18 protein-coding genes and 1 tRNA gene are annotated in these 19,470 nt (G+C 59.1%); 15 read left to right on the top strand and 4 right to left on the bottom strand.

Going from position 1 to position 19,470, the window contains the following annotated elements; translation table 11 throughout:
- Positions 1 to 163: 163 nt before the first annotated feature.
- The 9 genes from JXR15_RS09060 to JXR15_RS09100 all read left to right on the top strand — a co-directional run bounded on the left by JXR15_RS09060 (position 164) and on the right by JXR15_RS09100 (position 9,787).
- Entirely contained in the window at positions 164 to 2,458 is a 2,295-nt protein-coding gene (locus JXR15_RS09060) for a bifunctional salicylyl-CoA 5-hydroxylase/oxidoreductase (RefSeq protein WP_422052912.1), read from the top strand.
- The gene (locus JXR15_RS09065; protein WP_422052913.1) at positions 2,455 to 3,213 is read left to right on the top strand and encodes an SDR family NAD(P)-dependent oxidoreductase; all 759 of its coding nucleotides are present in this window, start codon (positions 2,455 to 2,457) and stop codon (positions 3,211 to 3,213) included. The genes JXR15_RS09060 and JXR15_RS09065 overlap by 4 nt, the downstream gene beginning before the upstream one ends.
- Positions 3,210 to 3,671: a MarR family winged helix-turn-helix transcriptional regulator gene (locus JXR15_RS09070; RefSeq protein WP_422052914.1), complete on the top strand. Its 462-nt coding sequence runs from the start codon at positions 3,210 to 3,212 to the stop codon at positions 3,669 to 3,671. Before JXR15_RS09065 ends, JXR15_RS09070 begins: the two co-directional genes overlap by 4 nt.
- A gap of 3 nt (positions 3,672 to 3,674) precedes the next feature.
- Positions 3,675 to 4,475 (top strand): enoyl-CoA hydratase family protein, encoded by an 801-nt coding sequence (locus JXR15_RS09075; RefSeq protein ID WP_422052915.1) that lies wholly within the window; start codon positions 3,675 to 3,677, stop codon positions 4,473 to 4,475.
- A 77-nt stretch (positions 4,476 to 4,552) separates the two neighbouring features.
- Positions 4,553 to 5,719 carry an acyl-CoA dehydrogenase family protein gene (locus tag JXR15_RS09080; RefSeq protein ID WP_422052916.1) on the top strand — a complete coding sequence of 389 codons (1,167 nt, stop codon included), beginning with the start codon at positions 4,553 to 4,555 and terminating at the stop codon, positions 5,717 to 5,719.
- Positions 5,716 to 7,329 (top strand): AMP-binding protein, encoded by a 1,614-nt coding sequence (locus tag JXR15_RS09085; RefSeq protein ID WP_422052917.1) that lies wholly within the window; start codon positions 5,716 to 5,718, stop codon positions 7,327 to 7,329. The genes JXR15_RS09080 and JXR15_RS09085 overlap by 4 nt, the downstream gene beginning before the upstream one ends.
- Positions 7,330 to 7,339: 10 nt before the next feature.
- Entirely contained in the window at positions 7,340 to 8,179 is an 840-nt protein-coding gene (locus JXR15_RS09090; RefSeq protein ID WP_422052918.1) for a tryptophan 2,3-dioxygenase, read from the top strand.
- A gap of 2 nt (positions 8,180 to 8,181) precedes the next feature.
- Positions 8,182 to 9,375 (top strand): kynureninase, encoded by a 1,194-nt coding sequence (gene kynU, locus JXR15_RS09095; protein WP_422052919.1) that lies wholly within the window; start codon positions 8,182 to 8,184, stop codon positions 9,373 to 9,375.
- A gap of 10 nt (positions 9,376 to 9,385) precedes the next feature.
- Positions 9,386 to 9,787, top strand: coding sequence for a RidA family protein (locus JXR15_RS09100; RefSeq protein ID WP_422052920.1), 402 nt, complete (start codon positions 9,386 to 9,388; stop codon positions 9,785 to 9,787).
- On the opposite strand, the gene JXR15_RS09105 is transcribed toward JXR15_RS09100, so the two are convergent.
- Entirely contained in the window at positions 9,784 to 10,671 is an 888-nt protein-coding gene (locus JXR15_RS09105; protein ID WP_422052921.1) for a GNAT family N-acetyltransferase, read from the bottom strand. The genes JXR15_RS09100 and JXR15_RS09105 overlap by 4 nt on opposite strands.
- Positions 10,672 to 10,708: 37 nt before the next feature.
- Here JXR15_RS09105 and JXR15_RS09110 point away from each other — a divergent pair, with 37 nt between their 5' ends.
- The 6 genes from JXR15_RS09110 (at position 10,709) to JXR15_RS09135 (ending at position 17,450) form a co-directional block, all read left to right on the top strand.
- On the top strand, positions 10,709 to 10,852 hold the full coding sequence (locus JXR15_RS09110; RefSeq protein ID WP_422052922.1) for a hypothetical protein: 144 nt from the start codon (positions 10,709 to 10,711) through the stop codon (positions 10,850 to 10,852).
- A gap of 217 nt (positions 10,853 to 11,069) precedes the next feature.
- Positions 11,070 to 11,143 (top strand) — tRNA-Gly (locus JXR15_RS09115).
- A gap of 145 nt (positions 11,144 to 11,288) precedes the next feature.
- Positions 11,289 to 13,082, top strand: coding sequence for an ABC transporter transmembrane domain-containing protein (locus JXR15_RS09120; protein ID WP_422052923.1), 1,794 nt, complete (start codon positions 11,289 to 11,291; stop codon positions 13,080 to 13,082).
- A gap of 239 nt (positions 13,083 to 13,321) precedes the next feature.
- Entirely contained in the window at positions 13,322 to 15,220 is a 1,899-nt protein-coding gene (locus tag JXR15_RS09125; protein ID WP_422052924.1) for an acyl-CoA synthetase, read from the top strand.
- Positions 15,221 to 15,412: 192 nt separating this feature from the next.
- On the top strand, positions 15,413 to 16,903 hold the full coding sequence (gene glpK / locus JXR15_RS09130) for a glycerol kinase GlpK (protein ID WP_422052925.1): 1,491 nt from the start codon (positions 15,413 to 15,415) through the stop codon (positions 16,901 to 16,903).
- Between the two features lie 22 nt (positions 16,904 to 16,925).
- Positions 16,926 to 17,450, top strand: a complete 525-nt coding sequence (locus JXR15_RS09135) for an alkylphosphonate utilization protein (RefSeq protein ID WP_422052926.1) — start codon at positions 16,926 to 16,928, stop codon at positions 17,448 to 17,450.
- An 11-nt stretch (positions 17,451 to 17,461) separates the two neighbouring features.
- On the opposite strand, the gene dtd is transcribed toward JXR15_RS09135, so the two are convergent.
- From dtd to metF, 3 genes are all read right to left on the bottom strand, one after another.
- Entirely contained in the window at positions 17,462 to 17,896 is a 435-nt protein-coding gene (dtd, locus tag JXR15_RS09140; protein ID WP_422052927.1) for a D-aminoacyl-tRNA deacylase, read from the bottom strand.
- Between the two features lie 127 nt (positions 17,897 to 18,023).
- Complete coding sequence (locus JXR15_RS09145) at positions 18,024 to 18,518, bottom strand: PaaI family thioesterase (protein WP_422052928.1); 495 nt, start codon at positions 18,516 to 18,518, stop codon at positions 18,024 to 18,026.
- Between the two features lie 72 nt (positions 18,519 to 18,590).
- A complete protein-coding gene (gene metF, locus JXR15_RS09150; RefSeq protein WP_422052929.1) occupies positions 18,591 to 19,457 on the bottom strand; it encodes a methylenetetrahydrofolate reductase [NAD(P)H] in 867 nt (288 codons plus the stop codon).
- Positions 19,458 to 19,470 lie beyond the last annotated feature (13 nt).

A 19,470-nucleotide genomic window follows, 5' to 3' on the forward strand; every position in this document is an offset into this window, starting at 1 on the left:
AACCACGGGTTGCAGAGTCGCGCAATGGTCGACGGAGATAACGGTACATGTGAGAAATTCACAGGTTAGAAATTTCAAGCTTGAAGTAAATGGCGACTCATCCTAGCGTAAAGACAGCGACGGGGCGCTTGCGGCTCCGCGATCTTCGTCAGGGAGGGAAGATATGCGTGTTGCGTGTTTGGGTGGAGGCCCGGCTGGGCTGTACTTTGCCATTTCGATGAAGCTGCGCGACCCGTCGCATCAGATTACCGTGATCGAGCGCAACCGCGCCAATGACACCTTTGGCTGGGGCGTGGTGCTCAGCGATGACGCGCTTGAAAACCTTCAGGTCAATGATCCCAAATCGGCACAAATGATCCGCGATCACTTTGCTTATTGGGATGACATTGCCGTGGTGCATGATGGTGTGCGCACGGTGTCCGGCGGCCATGGATTTGCCGGCATTGGCCGTATGCAGATGTTGCTGCTGTTGCAGGACCGCGCCCGCGAGCTGGGGGTTGAACTGCAATATGAGACCGAGTTTGACGACGTCGAAGCGATCCGTGCCGCGTATGATCTTGTGGTGGGCTGTGATGGCTTAAACAGTGTTGTCAGAGAGACTTACGCGGAACACTTCAAGCCGGAGGTCGACGTGCGCGCCTGCAAATTTGTCTGGCTGGGCACCCATCAAAAGTTTGACGACGCCTTTACGTTTATCTTTGAAAAGACTGAGCACGGCTGGATCTGGGCGCATGTCTATCAGTTTGATGATGAGACGGCGACTTTCATCGTGGAATGCGGACAGGAGACCTGGGACAACTTCGGTTTTGAAGACATGTCCAAGGAAGAGATTGTCGAGACCTGCCGCGCGGTCTTTGCCGATCATCTTGGTGGCCACGACCTGATGAGCAACGCTGCGCATCTACGCGGCTCGGCGGTCTTCATGAACTTCCCGCGTGTGCTGTGCGAAAAGTGGCACCACGAAAATGTGGTGCTGCTGGGCGATGCCTCCGCCACGGCGCATTTCTCGATTGGATCTGGCTCGCGATTGGCGTTTGACAGTGCGATTGCGCTGGCGGAGTTTCTGCATTCTGAGCCAACCATGGAAGGCGCGTTTGAACGCTATCAAGACGAGCGGCGGTTGGATGTGTTGCGGCTGCAATCGGCGGCGCGCAATTCGCTGGAGTGGTTTGAGGAGGTGGAGCGCTACCTCGATTTGGACCCGGTACAGTTCAACTACTCGCTGCTGACCCGCAGCCAACGGATCAGCCACGAAAACTTGCGGCTGCGGGATGCTGATTGGCTCAAATCGGCGGAAAAATGGTTTCAGGATCAGGCAGGCGCGCCTGGAGATGCGCCAGTGCGTGCGCCAATGTTTGCACCCTACAAAATGCGCGATATGGACCTGCCCAACCGCATCGTGGTCTCACCCATGGCGCAGTATAAGGCCGTGGATGGCTGCCCAACCGATTGGCACCTGATCCATTACGGCGAGCGCGCCAAGGGTGGGGCGGGGCTGGTCTATACCGAGATGACCTGTGTCAGCGCCGAGGGGCGGATCACGCCGGGCTGTCCGGGTCTCTATGCGCTGGAGCATGAGACGTCGTGGCGGCGGTTGACGGATTTTGTGCATGCCGAGACAGAGGCCAAAATCTGCTGTCAGATTGGCCACTCGGGGCGCAAAGGCTCGACGCAGGTTGGCTGGGAGGTCATGGATGCGCCTTTGAAAGACGGCAATTGGGACTTGGTCTCTGCGTCCGCAATTCCTTGGAGTGACAACAACGCCGTGCCACGTGCCGCGACGCGCGAGGACATGGATGCAATCAAAGTGCAGTTTGTGGCGGCGGCGGAAATGGCAGAGCGCGCTGGCTTTGACATGATCGAATTGCATGCGGCGCATGGGTATCTGATCTCCAGCTTCATTTCACCGGTCAGCAATCAGCGCGACGATGAGTACGGCGGCAGCCTGGAAAACCGCCTGCGCTATCCGCTGGAAGTGTTCGAAGCGATGCGGGCCGTTTGGCCTGCAGAAAAACCTTTGTCGGTGCGGATTTCAGCCAATGATTGGGTGGGGGACGATGGCGTGACCCCACAGGAGGCGGTGGAGATTGCCAAGGCCTTCCGTGCCGCTGGCGCCGACATCATCGACGTAAGCGCGGGGCAGACCAGCATCAAAGCCAAGCCGGTTTATGGCCGCATGTTCCAGACGCCGTTTAGCGACCGCATCCGCAACGAGACGGGCATGCCAACCATGGCGGTGGGCAATATCTACGAGGCCGACCACGCCAACTCGATCCTAATTGCGGGGCGGGCCGATCTGGTGGCCGTGGGTCGTCCGCATCTGGCCGATCCATATTGGCTGCATCATGAGGCGGCGCGGATTGGCGACCGCCATGCCAATTGGCCCAAGCCCTATGAGGCTGGTCGGGATCAAGCCTGGCGCTTGGCTGATCGTGAAGCGGAGATGATCCGGGTATGAGTGTTGCGGGCAAACATGCGATTGTGACCGGCGGCGGCACCGGCGTTGGGGCTGCGATTGCCGAATCCATGGCGCACGCCGGTGCCAAGGTCACCGTGGTGGGCAGACGTGAAGCTCCGCTGCGCGAGGTGGCGGGTAAGCACAAATTCATCGGCTGGAAGGTCTGTGATGTGACTGACGCAGAAGCCGTACGTGCGGCCTTTGCCGAAGCGCGGGCTTTGGACGGGCCGATTGAGATTGTTGTGGCGAACGCTGGCGCGGCCGCAAGTGTGCCCTTTGCCAAGATGACGCCGGATCATTTGACCACGATGTTGAACGTGAACCTCGCAGGTGTGGTGAACGTCTGGCAGGCCGCTTTGGCGGATATGCAAACGGCGGGCTGGGGACGGTTGATTGCGGTGGCCTCCACGGCCGGTCTCAAAGGCTACCCTTATGTGAGCGGCTACTGCGCCGCCAAACATGGCGTTGTGGGACTGACCCGTTCTGTGGCGATCGAAATGGGCGACAGCGGCATCACCGCCAATGCGATTTGTCCTGGATTTGTCGACACGCCAATGCTGGATCGCTCGATTGAGAATATTGTGGCGAAGACCGGCATGAGCGCCGAAAAAGCCCGCGCCAGCCTCACGCGGGGCAACCCACAGGGACGGTTTATCGAGGTGGATGAGGTGGCGGGCGCCGCGCTTTGGCTGTGCGACGATGCGGCACGTTCGGTGAACGGCCACGCCATGACCCTGTCGGGAGGGGAAGTATGAGCGAGACACAAAGCGACCTGAGCAAAGAGCGGCTGCGGCTTTGGCTGAAGCTTCTGAAAGCTTCGGGCATGATCGAAGATGAAATTCGACGCCGCCTGCGCCGCGAGTTTGACAGCACCTTGCCACGGTTTGACGTGATGTCCGTGTTGGCGCGCTTTCCTGAAGGGCAAAAGATGAGCCAGATCAGTGATTTGCTGCGCGTTTCTAATGGCAATGTCACCGGTATTGTCGACAAACTCTCGGACGAAGGGCTGGCACAGCGGGTGGCGGTTCCGGGGGACCGCCGCGCCTCGTTGGTGAAACTGACCGGCAAAGGCATTGCCGCTTTTGCGGAACATGCCGCGACCCATGAGAGCTGGCTTGACGAGATGCTGGGTGGCCTTGGCGCGGACGACGTGGATGGCATGGCCACACGTCTGGAACGTCTGATTGAGACATTGGAAGACAGGGAGATCTGAGCGATGCGCACGGATGTGGAGCACTTTTTGTGCAGTGTTGTGGATGGCATCGCGACGGTGCAATTGAACCGGCCGGAGCGGAAAAACCCGCTGACCTTTGACAGCTATGCTGAGCTGCGCGACTGTTTTCGCGATTTGAGCTATGATGACGAGGTCAAAGCGGTGGTGTTTGCCCCCAATGGTGGCAACTTCAGCTCCGGCGGCGATGTGCATGACATCATCGGCCCGCTGACCAAGATGACAATGAAAGAGCTTTTGGCCTTCACCCGCATGACCGGCGATCTGGTCAAAGCCATGGTGAATTGCGGCAAGCCGATCATTGCGGCGGTGGACGGGGTTTGTGCAGGCGCAGGGGCGATCATTTCGATGGCGTCTGATCTGCGTATTGCCACGCCAGAGGCCAAGACCGCGTTCCTGTTCAACCGCGTAGGATTGGCGGGCTGCGACATGGGGGCCTGCGCAATCCTGCCGCGTATCATCGGCCAAGGTCGGGCGGCGGAGCTGCTGTATTTGGGCCGCGCGATGACGGCGGAAGAAGGTCACGCCTGGGGCTATTTCAACCGCGTGGTTGAGGCGGATGCTTTGATGGGCGAGGCGCAGGCTTTGGCGCGGCGCATCGCGGATGGGCCGGGGTTTGCCAATATGATGACCAAAACCATGCTGGCGCAGGAATGGTCGATGTCGATTGAGCAAGCGATCGAGGCAGAGGCACAGGCACAGGCGATTTGTATGCAGGGGCAGGATTTCCACCGGGCTTATCATGCCTTTGTTGCCAAAGAGCGGCCGGTGTTTGAAGGCGACTGATCACGCGAGGGTAGCCGGGGGGCAGCCCCCGAACCCCCGAGATATTTGACGAATGAGAAAGCAGGGGAGGCTTTCACATGGCGGATCAAACTTTTTTGGACTGGCCTTTCTTTGAGGTGGGTCATCGTGCACGGGCCGCTGAGTTAGAGGCCTGGGCCGAGAGTGCCTTGGCCTCTGTGAACCACACCGATGTGGATGGCACCTGCCGCGACTTGGTTGCGCAATTGGGTGAGGCGGGATTCTTGCAAGCCACGGCCTCTGAGGAGGGCGCGTTGGATGTGCGGACCTTGTGCTTGAGCCGGGAGATTCTAGCACGCCATGATGGGCTGGCAGATTTTGCCTTTGCCATGCAGGGTTTGGGCACCGGGGCGATTTCGCTGTTTGGCACGGACGAACAGAAGGCCAAATGGCTGCCGTTGACGCGCGCGGGCAAGGCGATTGCGGCTTTTGCGCTGACCGAGCCGCAGTCTGGTTCTGATGTGGCCAATTCCACTATGACTGCCACGCGGAAAGGCGATGACTTTGTACTCAATGGCGAAAAGACTTGGATTTCCAACGGCGGCATTGCCGATGTGTATACGGTCTTTGCCCGCACCGGCGAGGCGCCGGGGGCCAAAGGGCTAAGCGCCTTTGTGGTGCCCGCGGACACGCCGGGCCTGTCGGTGGTGGAGCGCTTGGAAACCATCGCGCCACATCCTTTGGCAACCTTGCGGTTTGAGGATTGCCGAATTCCCGCAAATGCGCTGATTGGCGAAGCAGGGCGCGGCTTTGCCATCGCCATGTCGGTGTTGGACGTGTTCCGCTCAACTGTGGCGGCGGCGGCATTGGGCTTTGCCCGTCGCGCGTTGGATGAGGCCGTGGCGCGGGTGCAAACGCGGGAAGTCCAGGGCGCGCCGTTGTTTGAGTTGCAGATGGTGCAGGGGCATATTGCGGATATGGCGCTGGATGTGGATGCGGCGGCGTTGCTGGTCTACCGCGCGGCCTGGGCCAAGGATTCCGGTGCACCCCGGGTGACGCGCGAAGCGGCGATGGCGAAACTGTTTGCCACCGACCGCGCGCAGCAGGTGATCGATAAGGCGGTGCAGCTGTTTGGTGGCGACGGGGTGAAATCCGGCGAGGTGGTGGAGCGGCTCTATCGCGAGATCCGGGCCTTGCGGATTTATGAAGGTGCCAGCGATGTGCAGCGCGTGGTGATTGCCCGCCAGACCTTGGCAAATGCAGCAGCAGAAGGAGCAGGGAAATGATGGGCGCAAGCGCACATGAAGACAGCTTCACGCGGGACAATCTCCCGCCCAAAGAGATGTGGCCGGACCTGTTGCTGGCGGGGTTTGACTATCCGGAGCAGATGAACGCTGGGTGGGAGTTGACCGATGGCATGGTCGCCAAAGGCTTTGGCGACAACACGGCGTTGATCGGGAATGGGCGCCGCCGGACCTACAAGGAACTGACGGACTGGACCAACCGGCTGGCGCATGTGTTGGTTGAGGATCTGGGGGTAAGGCCAGGAAATCGCGTACTTATTCGTTCTGCAAATAATCCGGCCATGGTGGCCTGTTGGCTGGCCGCCACTAAGGCCGGCGCGGTGGTGGTGAACACCATGCCGATGCTGCGCGCGGTGGAACTGACCAAATATGTCGAGAAGGCAGAGATCAGCCACGCCATTTGTGACACGCGGTTGATGGAAGAAATGACGGCCTGTGCGGAGGCCTGTGACGGGCTGAAAGTGATCGGCTTTGACGGCACAGCCAACCACGATGCAGAGCTGGACCGGCTGGCGCTGGAGAAGCCTGTAACCTTTGAGGCCGTGCCGACAGCCGCGGATGATGTGGCGCTGATCGGGTTCACCTCCGGCAGCACGGGTGAGCCCAAAGGCACCATGCATTTCCATCGCGATCTGATGATCATTGCCGATGGCTACGCCAAGGAAGTGCTGGACGTACAGCCGGAGGATGTCTTTGTCGGCTCTCCACCTTTGGCCTTTACCTTTGGTCTTGGCGGGCTGGCGATCTTCCCATTGCGATTTGGCGCCGCGGCGACGTTGTTGGAGCAGGCCACGCCGCCCAATATGATTGAGATCATCGAGAAGTACAAAGCGACTGTGTGTTTCACCGCGCCAACCGCCTATCGCGCGATGCTGGCGGCGATGGACGAGGGGGCGGACTTGTCTTCCTTGAGGGCCGCTGTGAGCGCGGGGGAGACTTTGCCTGCGCCGGTCTATGAAGAATGGCAGGCCAAGACTGGCAAGCCGATGCTCGATGGCATTGGTGCAACGGAGTTGCTGCATATCTTCATCTCTAACCGGTTTGACGATCACCGCCCGGCCTGCACTGGCAAGCCTGTGACCGGTTATGAGGCTAAGGTGGTGGGACTGGATGGCGCGTCTTTGCCACGTGGCGAAGTGGGACGACTGGCCGTTCGTGGCCCAACCGGATGTCGCTATCTGGGAGGCGAACGGCAGGACGAATATGTGGTGGACGGCTGGAACATCTCTGGCGATGCCTTCTGGCAGGACGAGGACGGTTACTTCCACTTTGCCGCGCGCAACGACGACATGATCATTTCATCTGGCTACAACATCGCGGGTCCCGAAGTGGAGGCGGCTTTGCTGGCGCATGAGGCTGTGACGGAATGTGCTGTGATTGCTGTGCCGGATGAGGCGCGCGGGGCGATTGTGGAGGCGCATGTGGTACTGGCCAGCGGGGTCGGTGATGAAGCCATGACCAAAGAGTTGCAAGATCACGTGAAAGCCTCCATCGCCCCCTTTAAATATCCGCGCTCGGTGGTGTTCACCGACGCGCTACCCAAGACGGAAACCGGGAAAATTCAGCGCTTCCGCCTGAGGCCAAAAACTTAAGGACTGCCCAATGACTGAGAAAGCTTATGATCCGTCCAGCGACGGGGCCAAAATGTCCTTCAAGGATTCCATGTCCTATGGCGACTATCTGCATCTGGACGGCATCCTGAACCAGCAGCACCCGCAGTCTGAGGCGCATGATGAGATGTTGTTTATCATCCAGCACCAGACGTCTGAGCTGTGGATGAAACTGGCGTTGCATGAACTTGGCGCAGCGCGGGAGGCGCTCAAATCCGGTGACTTGAGCCATATGTTCAAGATGCTCGCGCGAGTCAGCCGGATATTTGAACAGCTCAACAACGCCTGGGATGTGCTGCGTACGATGACACCGGCGGATTACACCACATTCCGCGAAAGTCTGGGACCAAGCTCCGGTTTTCAGAGCCATCAGTACCGGTTGATTGAATATGTGCTGGGTAATCGCAATCCCAATATGGTGAAGCCGCACGCCCATGTGCCGGAGGCCAAGGCCGCATTGGAAGCAGAATTGGCGCAACCGAGCTTTTATGACGAGGTGATCCGCTATCTTTATGTCTCGCTGGATGGGGATGACAGCGCCATGCCTGCTCCGCAGCTCAATCAACCGCACTCTGTGGTTGATGAGGTTCAGGCGCGCTGGAAAACCGTCTATGAGGATGTGGACACCCATTGGCGGCTGTATGAGCTGGCGGAGAAACTGGTTGATCTGGAGGATTACTTCCGCCGCTGGCGGTTTAATCACGTCACCACGGTAGAACGGGTGATCGGCTTCAAACGCGGGACCGGCGGCACGTCGGGCGTGCAGTATCTGCGCAGGATGCTGGATGTGGAGCTCTTTCCTGAACTTTGGCACCTGCGCGGAGATTTGTGAGCATGGGCGTGACCCTTCCTAGAAAAGAGCTGTTTGATGTGCCTGAGGGCGTGATCTACCTCGATGGCAACTCACTGGGCGTGCTGCCCAAGGGCGCGGCTGAGCGCGCGCAAAAGACCATCACTGAGGAGTGGGGCGGGCAACTCATCAAAGCCTGGAACACCGCTGGCTGGATGGCTCTGCCGCAGGTTGTTGGAGATCGGATTGGTGACTTGATCTGTGCACCAGCAGGGTCTGTCGCCACCGGTGATACGCTGTCGATCAAAGTCTACCAGGCCTTGGCGGCGGCGCTGAAAATGCGCCCGGATCGCAAGGTGATCCTGTCTGATAATGGCAACTTTCCCTCCGATCTCTACATGGCCGAAGGCCTGATCAAGACGCTGGATCAAGGCTACGAGTTGCGCACCCCTGCGCCTGAAGATGTGGCCGAGGCCATCTCTGACGACGTCGCCGTGGTGATGCTGACGCAGGTGGATTACCGCTCTGGTCGGATGCACGACATGCAGGCTATCACCAAACGCGCACATGAAGTCGGTGCGGTGATGATCTGGGATCTGGCGCATTCCGCCGGGGCGCTGGCGGTGGATATGGCGGGTTGCAACGCCGAGTTTGCGGTGGGCTGTACCTACAAATATCTCAACGGCGGGCCGGGTGCGCCTGCGTTTATCTATGTGCGTCCTGACATTGTGGATGGAATTGAGCCAGCGCTGTCCGGTTGGTTGGGCCATGATGCGCCATTTGCGATGGAGTTGAACTATCGCCCGGCTTCTGCGACCGAACGGATGCGTGTGGGCACCCCGCCGATCCTGCAATTGGGCGTTTTGCAAGAGGCGCTGAAGGCTTGGGACGGCGTCGACATGGCGGAACTGCGCGCCGCATCGCAACGCTTGTCTGATCTGTTTATCAAAGAGGTCGAGGCGCGTTGTCCCATGTTGACGCTCGCCAGCCCACGGGACGCCAATGCGCGCGGCTCGCAGGTGTCCTTTGCCTTTAAGAATGGCTATGCCGCGATGCAGGCAATCATTGATCGTGGGGTGATTGGCGATTTCCGTGCCCCCAACATCATGCGCTTTGGCTTCACACCGCTCTATCTGGATGACGCGGATATTGTGGCTGCTGCAAAGATCATCGAGGATGTGATGACCAATGAGATTTGGCGCGAAGAGAAGTACAACGTGCGCTCACGCGTGACGTAAGACGAGGACAATGGGTTTGAAAACGATACATCCTGAGGGCTGGGCGCCCGCGCTGGGCTACGCCAACGGCATGCTGGCCGAAGACGGCACGCTGCACATTGGCGGGCAGATTGGCTGGAACAGTCAGAAGGTCTTTGAAAGCCATGATTTCATTGGCCAGATGACGCAGGTGCTACAAAATATCCGCGAGATTGTTGAAGCCGCGGGCGGGCAGCCAAGTGATATTGCGCGGCTGACGTGGTTTGTGAAAAGCAAATCTGAGTACCTCGCGCATCAACGCGAGGTTGGACAGGCTTACCGATCGGTCATGGGGCGACATTTCCCGGCGATGTCCTTGGTTGTGGTGGCTGATCTCGTAGAAGACGAAGCGCTTTTGGAGATCGAAGCCACGGCGCACATCGGCAGGAGTTAACCTGCCGACATTGCCTTGCGGTCCAGAAACCTTAGGGGCGACAACAGTTTGCCTAAGGGTGGCCACCAAATCCAACTGCCGCCTAAGGGCCGCAAGGTGGCGCCGGTGCCCAATTTGAACCGCGCCAGACCGGCGGCTTTTTCCGTGTCCACCTGACCGAGTTCCAGCGTGGTGACACCTTTGTTGGCCAGCCAGGTCATGCCTTCCCACAAAAGCAGGTTGTGCGCGCTGGCCGCGCGGCCGGCTTCGGTGGTGTGGCTGATGTGATAGGTGGCGGCGTCGCCGTGACACAGGAACAGCATTGCCGCGACCGGCTCTTTGCCGTCAAAGGCGGTAAACAGTTTTGCACTGCCGCGATTGGCCTTGCTATAGGCCAGCGTGAGCGCGTCCGACCAAGTCGAATAGCCGCGCGATGCCTGTTGCTGTGCGTCCTGTTGTAAAATCCAGTTGTCGGGTTTGATGGGAAGGTTCTGCCGCGTTACGCGCAGGCCTTGACCCTCGGCAAACACCAAGCGGTTGCGCCATTTCTGATGCAGCTGTCCGCGCAGATCGCCGGTCAGGTCCAGCTCCGCCACATGGGTGGGCGTCATCACCGGCACCGCACCCAGAGTGCCCATCCAAGAGGCTGGATGGTCCGGGTTGATCACCAAAACTTCACGCCGCAATCCAGCCTCGCGGATCAGACCCGGCAAAGTGTCTTTCTCAATTGTGGCGCGCGGCAACATGGCGATGTTCACGCCACCCATCTTGCGGCGCAGCACCAAGGTGCCGTCACTTAACGTCTTGGTCTGCGTCTCGATCAGCGACAAAGCCTGACGGTATTCGTCACTCTGCTGCAAGGGACACGCGGGGAGGGGGAGAGAGACATCCAACATGAGCGCCATTAACGCATCTGAAACCTAATTCATGGTTAATGAAAGAATGAGAAACTCAAAACAATCCGCCGTAATGGGGCAGGTGGCCCCGACCGTGACATGGACCAAAGCCGCTGCTGTGCTTCTGGCCACCGTGATCTCTATCCCGGTGTTCCTTGTGCTCACCGCGATTGATCTGCTGTTTTTGTAAACTTCGGTGATTGGACTGTGCTGGACGTGAGCGCTAGGCGTAGAGGTGCCGCCGTCGGCAACTGTGGCCAGATGTGTCTTTGAAAAGACACCCAAATCCAGCGCCTTGCCGGGTAAACTTTTTGTGCCAGTGAAAAGAAAAGTCGCTCAAGTTGCGGGAAACTCGGTGAACCCACTTGACCTCCTCAAAAGGCTGAAATACATCAAGCGAACCTCGGGCGGGTATGGTGAAATGGTATCATAAGAGCCTTCCAAGCTTAAGGTGAGGGTTCGATTCCCTCTACCCGCTCCAAGGTCAAACTTCCCTGAAATCACGGAACTTCGCATGGGTGCTATCCCATGTCGCAGGGGTGCATGAGGCTTATGCGTCGCTGACGTCTTGACCCGGCTGCATGCTGCGTCCACTAACGGCTAACACGAAAGCCAAGGACCCCAAGATGGCCAGACAGCCGCAGCACGCGAATACCGAACAAGACCGCGAGAAAAGCAAGAACATTGGCGCCCTGCGTGGGTTGCGTCCGTTTTTGGCCCCTTATCGGTTTCTTGTGTTTCTGGCGCTGTGTGCCCTGACGCTGACCGCCTCTGTGTCTTTGATGTTGCCCGTGGCCGTGCGCCGCGTGGTGGACAACTTCGGCACCGAAAGTGATGCGCTGCTGGACAAATACTTCCTGGCGGCTTTGGGCATTGCCGCAATGTTGGCGGTCGGCACGGCGCTGCGCTACCTTTTGGTCACGCGCCTGGGTGAGCTGGTTGTGACCGACATTCGCAAAGCGGTGTTTGCGCGCGTCATCAACATGAGCCCGGCGTTTTTCGAAAACGTCATGACCGGCGAGGTGCTCAGCCGTATCACCACCGACACCACCGTGATCCAATCGGTGATTGGTTCGTCGATTTCCATCGCGCTGCGCAATGTGCTGCTGTTCCTTGGTGGTTTGGTGCTGATGCTGTTCACTTCCACCAAGCTCACCTTGATGGTGCTTTTGGTGGTACCGATGGTGATTGTGCCCATCATGGTGTTGGGCCGTCGTCTGCGCAAACTCAGCCGGGAAAATCAGGACTGGATTGCTGAAAGCTCCGGCAACGCCTCTGAGGCGCTTTTGTCGGTGCAAACCGTGCAAGCCTTTACCCATGAAACCCAAACCCGGTCCAACTTTGATCGGGTGACCGACCTGTCGCTCAGCGCAGCGATGCGCCGGATCAATACGCGTGCGTTGCTCACAATGATCGTGATCTTCCTGATCTTCACCGGCGTGGTTGTTGTGCTCTGGATGGGCGCACGCGACGTGCGCGCCGGTGGCATGAGTGTCGGTGTGTTGGTGCAGTTTGTGATCTATTCGGTGATGGTGGCCGGGGCCGTCGGGGCTCTGTCCGAGATCTGGAGTGAACTGCAGCGCGCCGCTGGTGCAACTGAGCGTCTGGTGGAGCTGCTTTATGCCGAAGACAGCGTGAATGATCCCGCAACACCAAAAGCGTTGTCCGCCCCAGCACAGGGCGAAATCACTTTTGACAATGTGTCTTTCCAATACCCGTCGCGGCCAAATGTTTCTGCGTTGGATGCGGTGAACCTCACCATTCAACCCGGTGAAACGGTGGCGTTGGTTGGTCCGTCCGGCGCTGGCAAAACCACCATCATTCAGATGATTCAGCGCTTTTATGATCCGGTTGAAGGTCAGGTTTTGTTGGACGGCATGGCTCTGCAGGATATGCAGCGCGACGACTTCCGCCAGCATATGGCACTGGTGCCGCAAGATCCGGTGATCTTTGCGGACAGCGCGCGTGAAAACATCCGCTTTGGCCGGCTGGACGCCACCGATGCTGAGGTCGAAGTCGCCGCCAAAGCCGCCGCCGCACATGACTTTATCATGGCTTTGCCAGAGGGCTATGACAGCCCATTGGGCGAGCGTGGCGTGATGCTGTCAGGTGGTCAGAAACAACGCATCGCCATCGCCCGCGCCATACTGCGTGACGCGCCTGTGTTGCTGCTGGACGAGGCCACTTCGGCCTTGGATGCGGAAAGCGAACGTCTGGTGCAGGCGGCGGTGGATGAGCTGGCTGAGAGCCGCACCACCATCATTGTCGCGCACCGTTTGGCCACCGTGAAAAAGGCTGACCGCATCATCGTGATGGAAGAGGGGCGCATCGTCGCCCAAGGCCGCCACGACGACCTCGTCGCTGAAGATGGGCTCTATGCCAAACTGGCACGTCTTCAATTCACCGCCGGCGCTGCCTAAATCAGAGAGGGAGCGCGGCTGAATAGGCCGCGCGACCACAGGCTGATTTTGAGGTGGACTGCATCCCTTTTACGGTTAATCTGACGTAACGTTTCAGGCGCGCTTGACCTTAGGTTCGGCTGGCCTTGAACGGGGCGCAGGGTGTTTTTGGGATCATCTTGACGGAACGCGTCCAACCGGAGCAGACAGGCGGAGGTCTGGCGGATTGGGGCAAGCAACCCAAGGGGGGAGAATAGACTATGAGCTTTGAATCTTTGGCAGACCTGAAAGCCATCGAGAACGAAAAACCGTGGGATCAGCGGGACAACCCGACCACGGTTTATGAGATGCTGACCAACACCAAGGACAAGTTTCCAAACCGTCCTGCGGTCAGCTATCAGATCTTCTCTGGCCCCAAAGACAAAGCCGAAACCGTCACCTGGTCCGAGCTGCACGCCAAGACCACCCAGGCCGCCAATATGTTCCGCGATCTGGGCGTGGGTGAGAAAGACACCGTGGCTTTTGTGCTGCCAAACTGTAACGAGACCATGTATGCGCTGCTCGGTGGCATGGTTGCGGGCATTGTGAACCCGATCAACCCGCTGCTGGAGCCGGAGCAAATCTCCGCCATCCTGCGGGAGACTGACGCCAAAGTGGTGGTGACCCTCAAAGGCTTCCCCAAAACCGACGTGGCCCAAAAGGTGGCCGAGGCCGTGCGTCACGCGCCACATGTGCACACCGTACTGGAAATCGATCTGGTCAAATATCTGACCCCGCCAAAATCTTGGATCGTGCCACTGATCCGACCCAAGGTCTCCGGCCCGCAGCACGCGGATTTCAAAGACTTCAACAAGGAGCTGGCTAAACACCCAACCACGCTGCAGTTTGCCGACAGCGAAGGTGACCGGGTAGGGGCCTATTTCCACACCGGTGGCACCACCGGCATGCCCAAGGTGGCACAGCACCTCTATTCCGGCATGATCTACAACGGCTGGTTGGGCGACCGTCTGCTCTTCACCGAAGAAGACAACATCATGTGCCCACTGCCGCTGTTCCACGTATTTGCCGTGCACGTCATCATGCAGGCGGCGATCAAATCCGGCGCGCATGTAGTCTTCCCAACGCCTGCGGGTTATCGTGGCGACGGTGTGTTTGATAACTTCTGGAAGCTGATCGAACGCTGGAAAATCTCCTTCATCATCACTGTGCCAACCGCCGTGTCCGCGCTGATGCAGCGTCCGGTGGATGCAGATATCTCCTCTGTGAAAACTGCCTTCTCCGGCTCCGCGCCGATGCCGATGGAGCTGTTCAAACGCTTTGAAAGCACTTGTGGTGTGGACATTGTTGAAGGCTACGGCCTGACCGAGGCGACCTGTCTTGTGTCCTGCAACCCGCCTTCGGGCGCCAAGAAAGTTGGCTCTGTGGGCCTGCCGTTCCCCTACACCGATGTGCGTATCATCAAGAACACGCCGGACGGTCCGGTGGAATGTGCTGCAGACGAAGTGGGCGAAATCTGTGTGTCCAACCCGGGCGTTTACGCGGGCAACACCTACACCGAAGCGGACAAAAACGTTGATCTGTTCCACTACGGCACCCACCTGCGCACCGGTGACCTCGGGCGTCTGGATGAGGACGGCTACCTCTGGATCACCGGCCGGGCCAAAGACCTGATCATCCGTGGCGGCCACAACATTGACCCGGCGGAGATTGAAGAGGCGCTGCTGGCGCACCACGACGTGGCCTTTGCTGGCGCGATTGGCCAGCCTGACGCGCATTCCGGTGAGGTGCCCTGTGTCTATGTTGAGCTCGTGGACGGCGCGACCGCGACAGTTGAGGACCTGATGAGTCACGCCAAGGTGCACGTGCATGAACGTGCCGCGCATCCGAAATATGTGGAGATCATGCCAGAGCTGCCCAAAACCGCTGTTGGCAAAATCTTCAAGCCGGACCTGCGCAAAGCGGCCATCACTCGCATCTACAACGCGGCCCTTGAGAAAGAAGGCGTGCCAGCGCAGGTCGACTTTGTCCTGGATGACAAGAAGCGTGGTCTGGTGGCACAGATCAAAAAATCTGGCGATGCCACAGACGAAGAAGTTGGCAAGGTGCTGGGCGATTTTGTCCGCCCATGGGAATGGGCCAGCGGCGAATCGGCGGCCTGATCCGGCGCAGAGGGGAGGGGGCCAGCCCCCTCGTCACCGCAGGGCGGTGCCTTCACCCCCGGGATATTTGGGGACCATGAAGGACATCTACGAAAAAAATAGTAGGGCGCGGCGTCAAGCGGCGTCCTTCCTGATTGCGGTAACAGTTTTCCGTGCCTACTGTGCCTGCAACAGAGTTCAGGGAGGGGACAGATGACCCATATTCTCGCCATTGATCAGGGCACCACATCCAGCCGCGCGATTGTGTTTGACGGAGACATCCGCCCGATTGCCAGCGCACAGTTGGAGTTTGAACAGCACTTCCCACAATCCGGCTGGGTGGAGCATGATCCGGCGGACATCTGGGTCACCACGGTGGAAACCTGTTCCGGTGCACTTGCGAAGGCCAAGCTTTCTGCCAAAGACATCGACGCCATTGGCATCACCAACCAGCGCGAGACGACGCTGGTGTGGAACAAGACAACCGGCGAGCCGGTGCACAACGCCATTGTCTGGCAGGACCGCCGCACCGCCGCGATCTGCGAGGAACTGAAGGCAGGCGGTCATGCGGAGATAGTGCAAGCCACCACCGGCCTACTGCTGGATCCCTATTTCTCCGGCACCAAGATCAAGTGGATTTTGGACAACGTCGAAGGCGCCCGCGCAGCGGCTGAGGCGGGTGATCTGCTGTTTGGCACCGTGGATTGCTACCTGATTTGGAAGCTGACCGGCGGCAAGGTGCATGCCACCGACGCTACCAACGCGGCGCGTACGCTGATCTATGACATCCACAACGGTGTCTGGAGCAAAGACATCTGCGCGCTGCTTGGCATTCCGATGTCGATGCTGCCGGAGGTCAAAGACTGCGCTGCCGATTTTGGTGAAACCGATGCCGATCTGTTTGGCGCCGCGATCCCCATTCGCGGTGTCGCGGGCGATCAACAGGCGGCGACCATTGGCCAGGCCTGTTTTGAGGCGGGCATGCTTAAGTCGACCTATGGCACCGGTTGCTTTGCGCTTCTGAACACTGGCGACACACCAGTGACCTCGCAAAACCGTTTGCTGACCACCATCGCCTATCAGCTCGATGGCAAGCCGACCTATGCGCTGGAAGGCGCCATCTTCATAGCTGGCGCGGTGGTGCAATGGCTGCGCGACGGGCTGGGCATCATCAACGATGCGTCCGAGACCGCTGCCTTGGCTGATGCGGCAGACCCGGGGCAGGAACTGATCCTTGTGCCCGCCTTTGTTGGTCTGGGCGCGCCGTATTGGAACCCGGAAGCCCGTGGTGCGGTCTTTGGTTTGACACGCGGCTCTGGCCCCAAAGAGTTTTCCCGCGCGGCGCTTGAAAGCGTTGGGTTTCAGACGCGCGATTTGCTGGAAGCCATGCAGGCAGATTTTGACTTCTCCGGTGACACCGTGTTGCGCGTCGATGGTGGTATGATTGCCTCCAATTGGGCGATGCAGTTCCTGTCTGACATTCTGGGCGCGCCGGTGGACCGGCCTGTGGTGGCGGAAAGCACTGCCAAAGGCGCAGCCTGGCTCGCGGGGATGCAAATTGGGGCCTATCCGGACATGGCGGGCTTTGCTGCCACTTGGGAGAAAGAGAGCCAGTTCACGCCAAAGCAGGATGACAGCTGGCGTGAAGGGCGTTATGCGGGCTGGCAAAAGGCCATCAATGCCACGCTGGCGATGACCGAGTAACCTCTCAAGCGCGGAGCGCTTCATGTCCACTTCTTGTGCTCTTTGCGGCGCCACTGGCGCCGTGTCTCCCTTAGCTGTTGTGCCGCGGGATGTCTCTGTTGATCTCTGCGCCCTCTGTGCCACCGGCGTCACCGACGGCCCACTGGACGGGCCCCATTGGCAATGTCTACAGGGGGCGATCTGGAGCACGGAGCCTGCGGTGCAGGTTTTGGCCTGGCGCTTGCTTAAAGCGCTGCCCGAGGCGCCTTGGGCGCGGGACTTGCTGGACATGGCCTATCTGGAACCAGAGGTGCAGGCATGGGCAGAGGCTGGTCTTTCGGATACAGAGGATACAGTCATCCATCGCGACAGCAACGGTGCGGCGCTCACATCAGGCGACACCGTGGTGTTGATCAAAGACCTGCCTGTGAAAGGTGCCGGCTTCACCGCCAAACGGGGCACTTCCGTGCGCAACATCTCTTTGGTGATGGACAATGCCGAGCACATCGAAGGCCGGGTCGAAAGCCAGCGGATTGTGATCTTAACCAAATTTGTGAAAAAGAGCTGAGGCTTTTCGACTCAGATCTCCATCCAGATGGTCACCGGCCCGTCATTGGTCAGCGAGACCTTCATGTCCGCGCCAAATTCCCCGGTCTCCACCGGCACAACCTCACCAAGCTTCTGGGCAAACAACGCGTAAAGCCGTTTGCCGTCCTCCGGCGCGGCTGCGGTGGAAAACCCCGGCCGGTTGCCACTGCGGGTGTCCGCCGCCAAGGTAAACTGGCTGATCACCAAAGCGCTGCCGCCGATATCCGCCACAGACTTATTCATCTTGCCATTTTCATCGTGAAAAATCCGGCACTTGGCCACTTTGGCAGCAAGCTTCTCCACCTGCGCCTCGGTGTCGCCCTGCATCGCGCAGACCAGCACCATCAATCCAGGTCCACATTGACCAATCACGGCGCCATCGACGCGCACCTGCGCCTCACTCACCCGCTGCAACAATGCCCGCATGTGTCACCCTCCAATTTTGGTGCGACCCTGCGATAGGCGCGCAGCCGGCGCAACCCCGCATTCACAGTCCAAAAATATCCCGGGTGAAGGGGCAGCTCTACTGCACCGAGGGCAGAGCCCTTAAGTGCTACCGCTTCGGGCCCTGCATGACGATGCAGGTGGTTGATCCGGTGGCATAAAGCTTGCCATCCTCAACCCCACGCACCTCGCCGGTGGAAATGCCCGTGGAGCGCCCCACGTGCTGCACCTTGCCCACCGCATGCACCGTCATACCAACAGGTATCGGGCGCAGAATGTTGATTTTGTATTCCAGCGTTGTGTAGATTTGTCCGGGTTTCAGCATGGTCTGCACGGCGCAGGCCATACAGCTGTCCAAGATGGTCCCGTACCAACCACCATGCACTGTGCCAATCGGGTTCATGGTGCAGAACTCGGGGGTCCCTTCAAAGGTCACTGTGCCTTCGTCTGCCACAATGGGCTTGAAGCCAAGCGTCTGGCCAATAGGAGGCCCAGCCAGCTCGCCAGAGATAATCCCGCGCATAAAGTCCAGCCCGCTCATCGACAGGATGGTGTCCATTGACGCCAACTGATCAATCGAAACGGCATAGTGATGTGCGGACATGAAAACGGCCTCCCTTAACACGTTAAAGAAAGCCGCAATTCACTGAGAGTCTCAAGAGGGGCAGGGCGACTGTTACGCCACGTTTTCCAAGTTCACCGCCGGTGTCACACCCAAAGCATGGCACACATCGCGGGTCAGTTCCGGACGGTTCATGGTGTAAAAGTGCAGGCTGTCCACACCTTCGTCCAGCAGGTCAGAGCACATCTCGGTGCACACGGCGGTGGCCAGCAGGTCTTCGCGGTTGTCCCGTTCCGCTTTCTCAAAAGCGTCGATCAGCCAGGCGGGTACAGAGGTGCCACAACGCTCGGAAAACTTGCGCACGCCTTTCCAGTTCTCGATCGGCAGCACGCCGGGCAGGATGGGCGCGTTGATGCCCGCTTTGGCACAGGCATCGCGGAACCGCAGGAAGGTCTCGGCTTCAAAGAAGAATTGTGTGATCGCTTCATCCGCTCCGGCGTCAATCTTGCGCTTGAGCCATTCCACGTCTGCCGCCATGTCGGCTGCTTCCGGGTGCTTCTCCGGGTAGGCGCCCACGCGAATGGTGAACTTGCCGGTATCCGCCAGGGCGTTGATCAGCTCCAGAGAGTTGGCAAAGCCTTCGGGGTGTGGCTCAAACCCGTTGCTGCCTTTTGGCGGATCACCGCGCAGTGCCACCAGTTCAGAGACACCGGCCGCCGCAAAGCCGTCTGCAATGTCCAGAGTCTCCACCTTGGAGGCATTCACACAAGTCAAATGCGCCGCCACGTTCAGGCCGGAGGATTTGTGCAAGGTGGCCACGGCTTCGCGGGTCAGGTCACGTGTGGTGCCACCAGCGCCATAAGTCACAGAAACAAAACGTGGTTTTAGCGGTGCCAACGTTTGCACAGTGTCCCAAAGCCGAAATGACGCCTGCAGGTTTTGCGGCGGGAAGAATTCAAACGAGACTTGAGGCGTGGTCATAACGGGCATCCTG

The organism is Shimia sp. (assembly GCF_049116215.1).
Classification (GTDB): Bacteria; Pseudomonadota; Alphaproteobacteria; order Rhodobacterales; family Rhodobacteraceae; genus Shimia.

Bases quoted from the DNA above. Each gene is read 5' to 3' on its own strand.
- JXR15_RS09060 (WP_422052912.1), top strand. From the start codon at position 164: ATGCGTGTTGCGTGTTTGGGTGGAGGCCCGGCTGGGCTGTACTTTGCC.
- JXR15_RS09065 (WP_422052913.1), top strand. From the start codon at position 2,455: ATGAGTGTTGCGGGCAAACATGCGATTGTGACCGGCGGCGGCACCGGC.
- JXR15_RS09070 (WP_422052914.1), top strand. From the start codon at position 3,210: ATGAGCGAGACACAAAGCGACCTGAGCAAAGAGCGGCTGCGGCTTTGG.
- JXR15_RS09075 (WP_422052915.1), top strand. From the start codon at position 3,675: ATGCGCACGGATGTGGAGCACTTTTTGTGCAGTGTTGTGGATGGCATC.
- JXR15_RS09080 (WP_422052916.1), top strand. From the start codon at position 4,553: ATGGCGGATCAAACTTTTTTGGACTGGCCTTTCTTTGAGGTGGGTCAT.
- JXR15_RS09085 (WP_422052917.1), top strand. From the start codon at position 5,716: ATGATGGGCGCAAGCGCACATGAAGACAGCTTCACGCGGGACAATCTC.
- JXR15_RS09090 (WP_422052918.1), top strand. From the start codon at position 7,340: ATGACTGAGAAAGCTTATGATCCGTCCAGCGACGGGGCCAAAATGTCC.
- kynU (WP_422052919.1), top strand. From the start codon at position 8,182: ATGGGCGTGACCCTTCCTAGAAAAGAGCTGTTTGATGTGCCTGAGGGC.
- JXR15_RS09100 (WP_422052920.1), top strand. From the start codon at position 9,386: ATGGGTTTGAAAACGATACATCCTGAGGGCTGGGCGCCCGCGCTGGGC.
- JXR15_RS09105 (WP_422052921.1), bottom strand. From the start codon at position 10,671: ATGGCGCTCATGTTGGATGTCTCTCTCCCCCTCCCCGCGTGTCCCTTG.
- JXR15_RS09110 (WP_422052922.1), top strand. From the start codon at position 10,709: ATGAGAAACTCAAAACAATCCGCCGTAATGGGGCAGGTGGCCCCGACC.
- JXR15_RS09120 (WP_422052923.1), top strand. From the start codon at position 11,289: ATGGCCAGACAGCCGCAGCACGCGAATACCGAACAAGACCGCGAGAAA.
- JXR15_RS09125 (WP_422052924.1), top strand. From the start codon at position 13,322: ATGAGCTTTGAATCTTTGGCAGACCTGAAAGCCATCGAGAACGAAAAA.
- glpK (WP_422052925.1), top strand. From the start codon at position 15,413: ATGACCCATATTCTCGCCATTGATCAGGGCACCACATCCAGCCGCGCG.
- JXR15_RS09135 (WP_422052926.1), top strand. From the start codon at position 16,926: ATGTCCACTTCTTGTGCTCTTTGCGGCGCCACTGGCGCCGTGTCTCCC.
- dtd (WP_422052927.1), bottom strand. From the start codon at position 17,896: ATGCGGGCATTGTTGCAGCGGGTGAGTGAGGCGCAGGTGCGCGTCGAT.
- JXR15_RS09145 (WP_422052928.1), bottom strand. From the start codon at position 18,518: ATGTCCGCACATCACTATGCCGTTTCGATTGATCAGTTGGCGTCAATG.
- metF (WP_422052929.1), bottom strand. From the start codon at position 19,457: ATGACCACGCCTCAAGTCTCGTTTGAATTCTTCCCGCCGCAAAACCTG.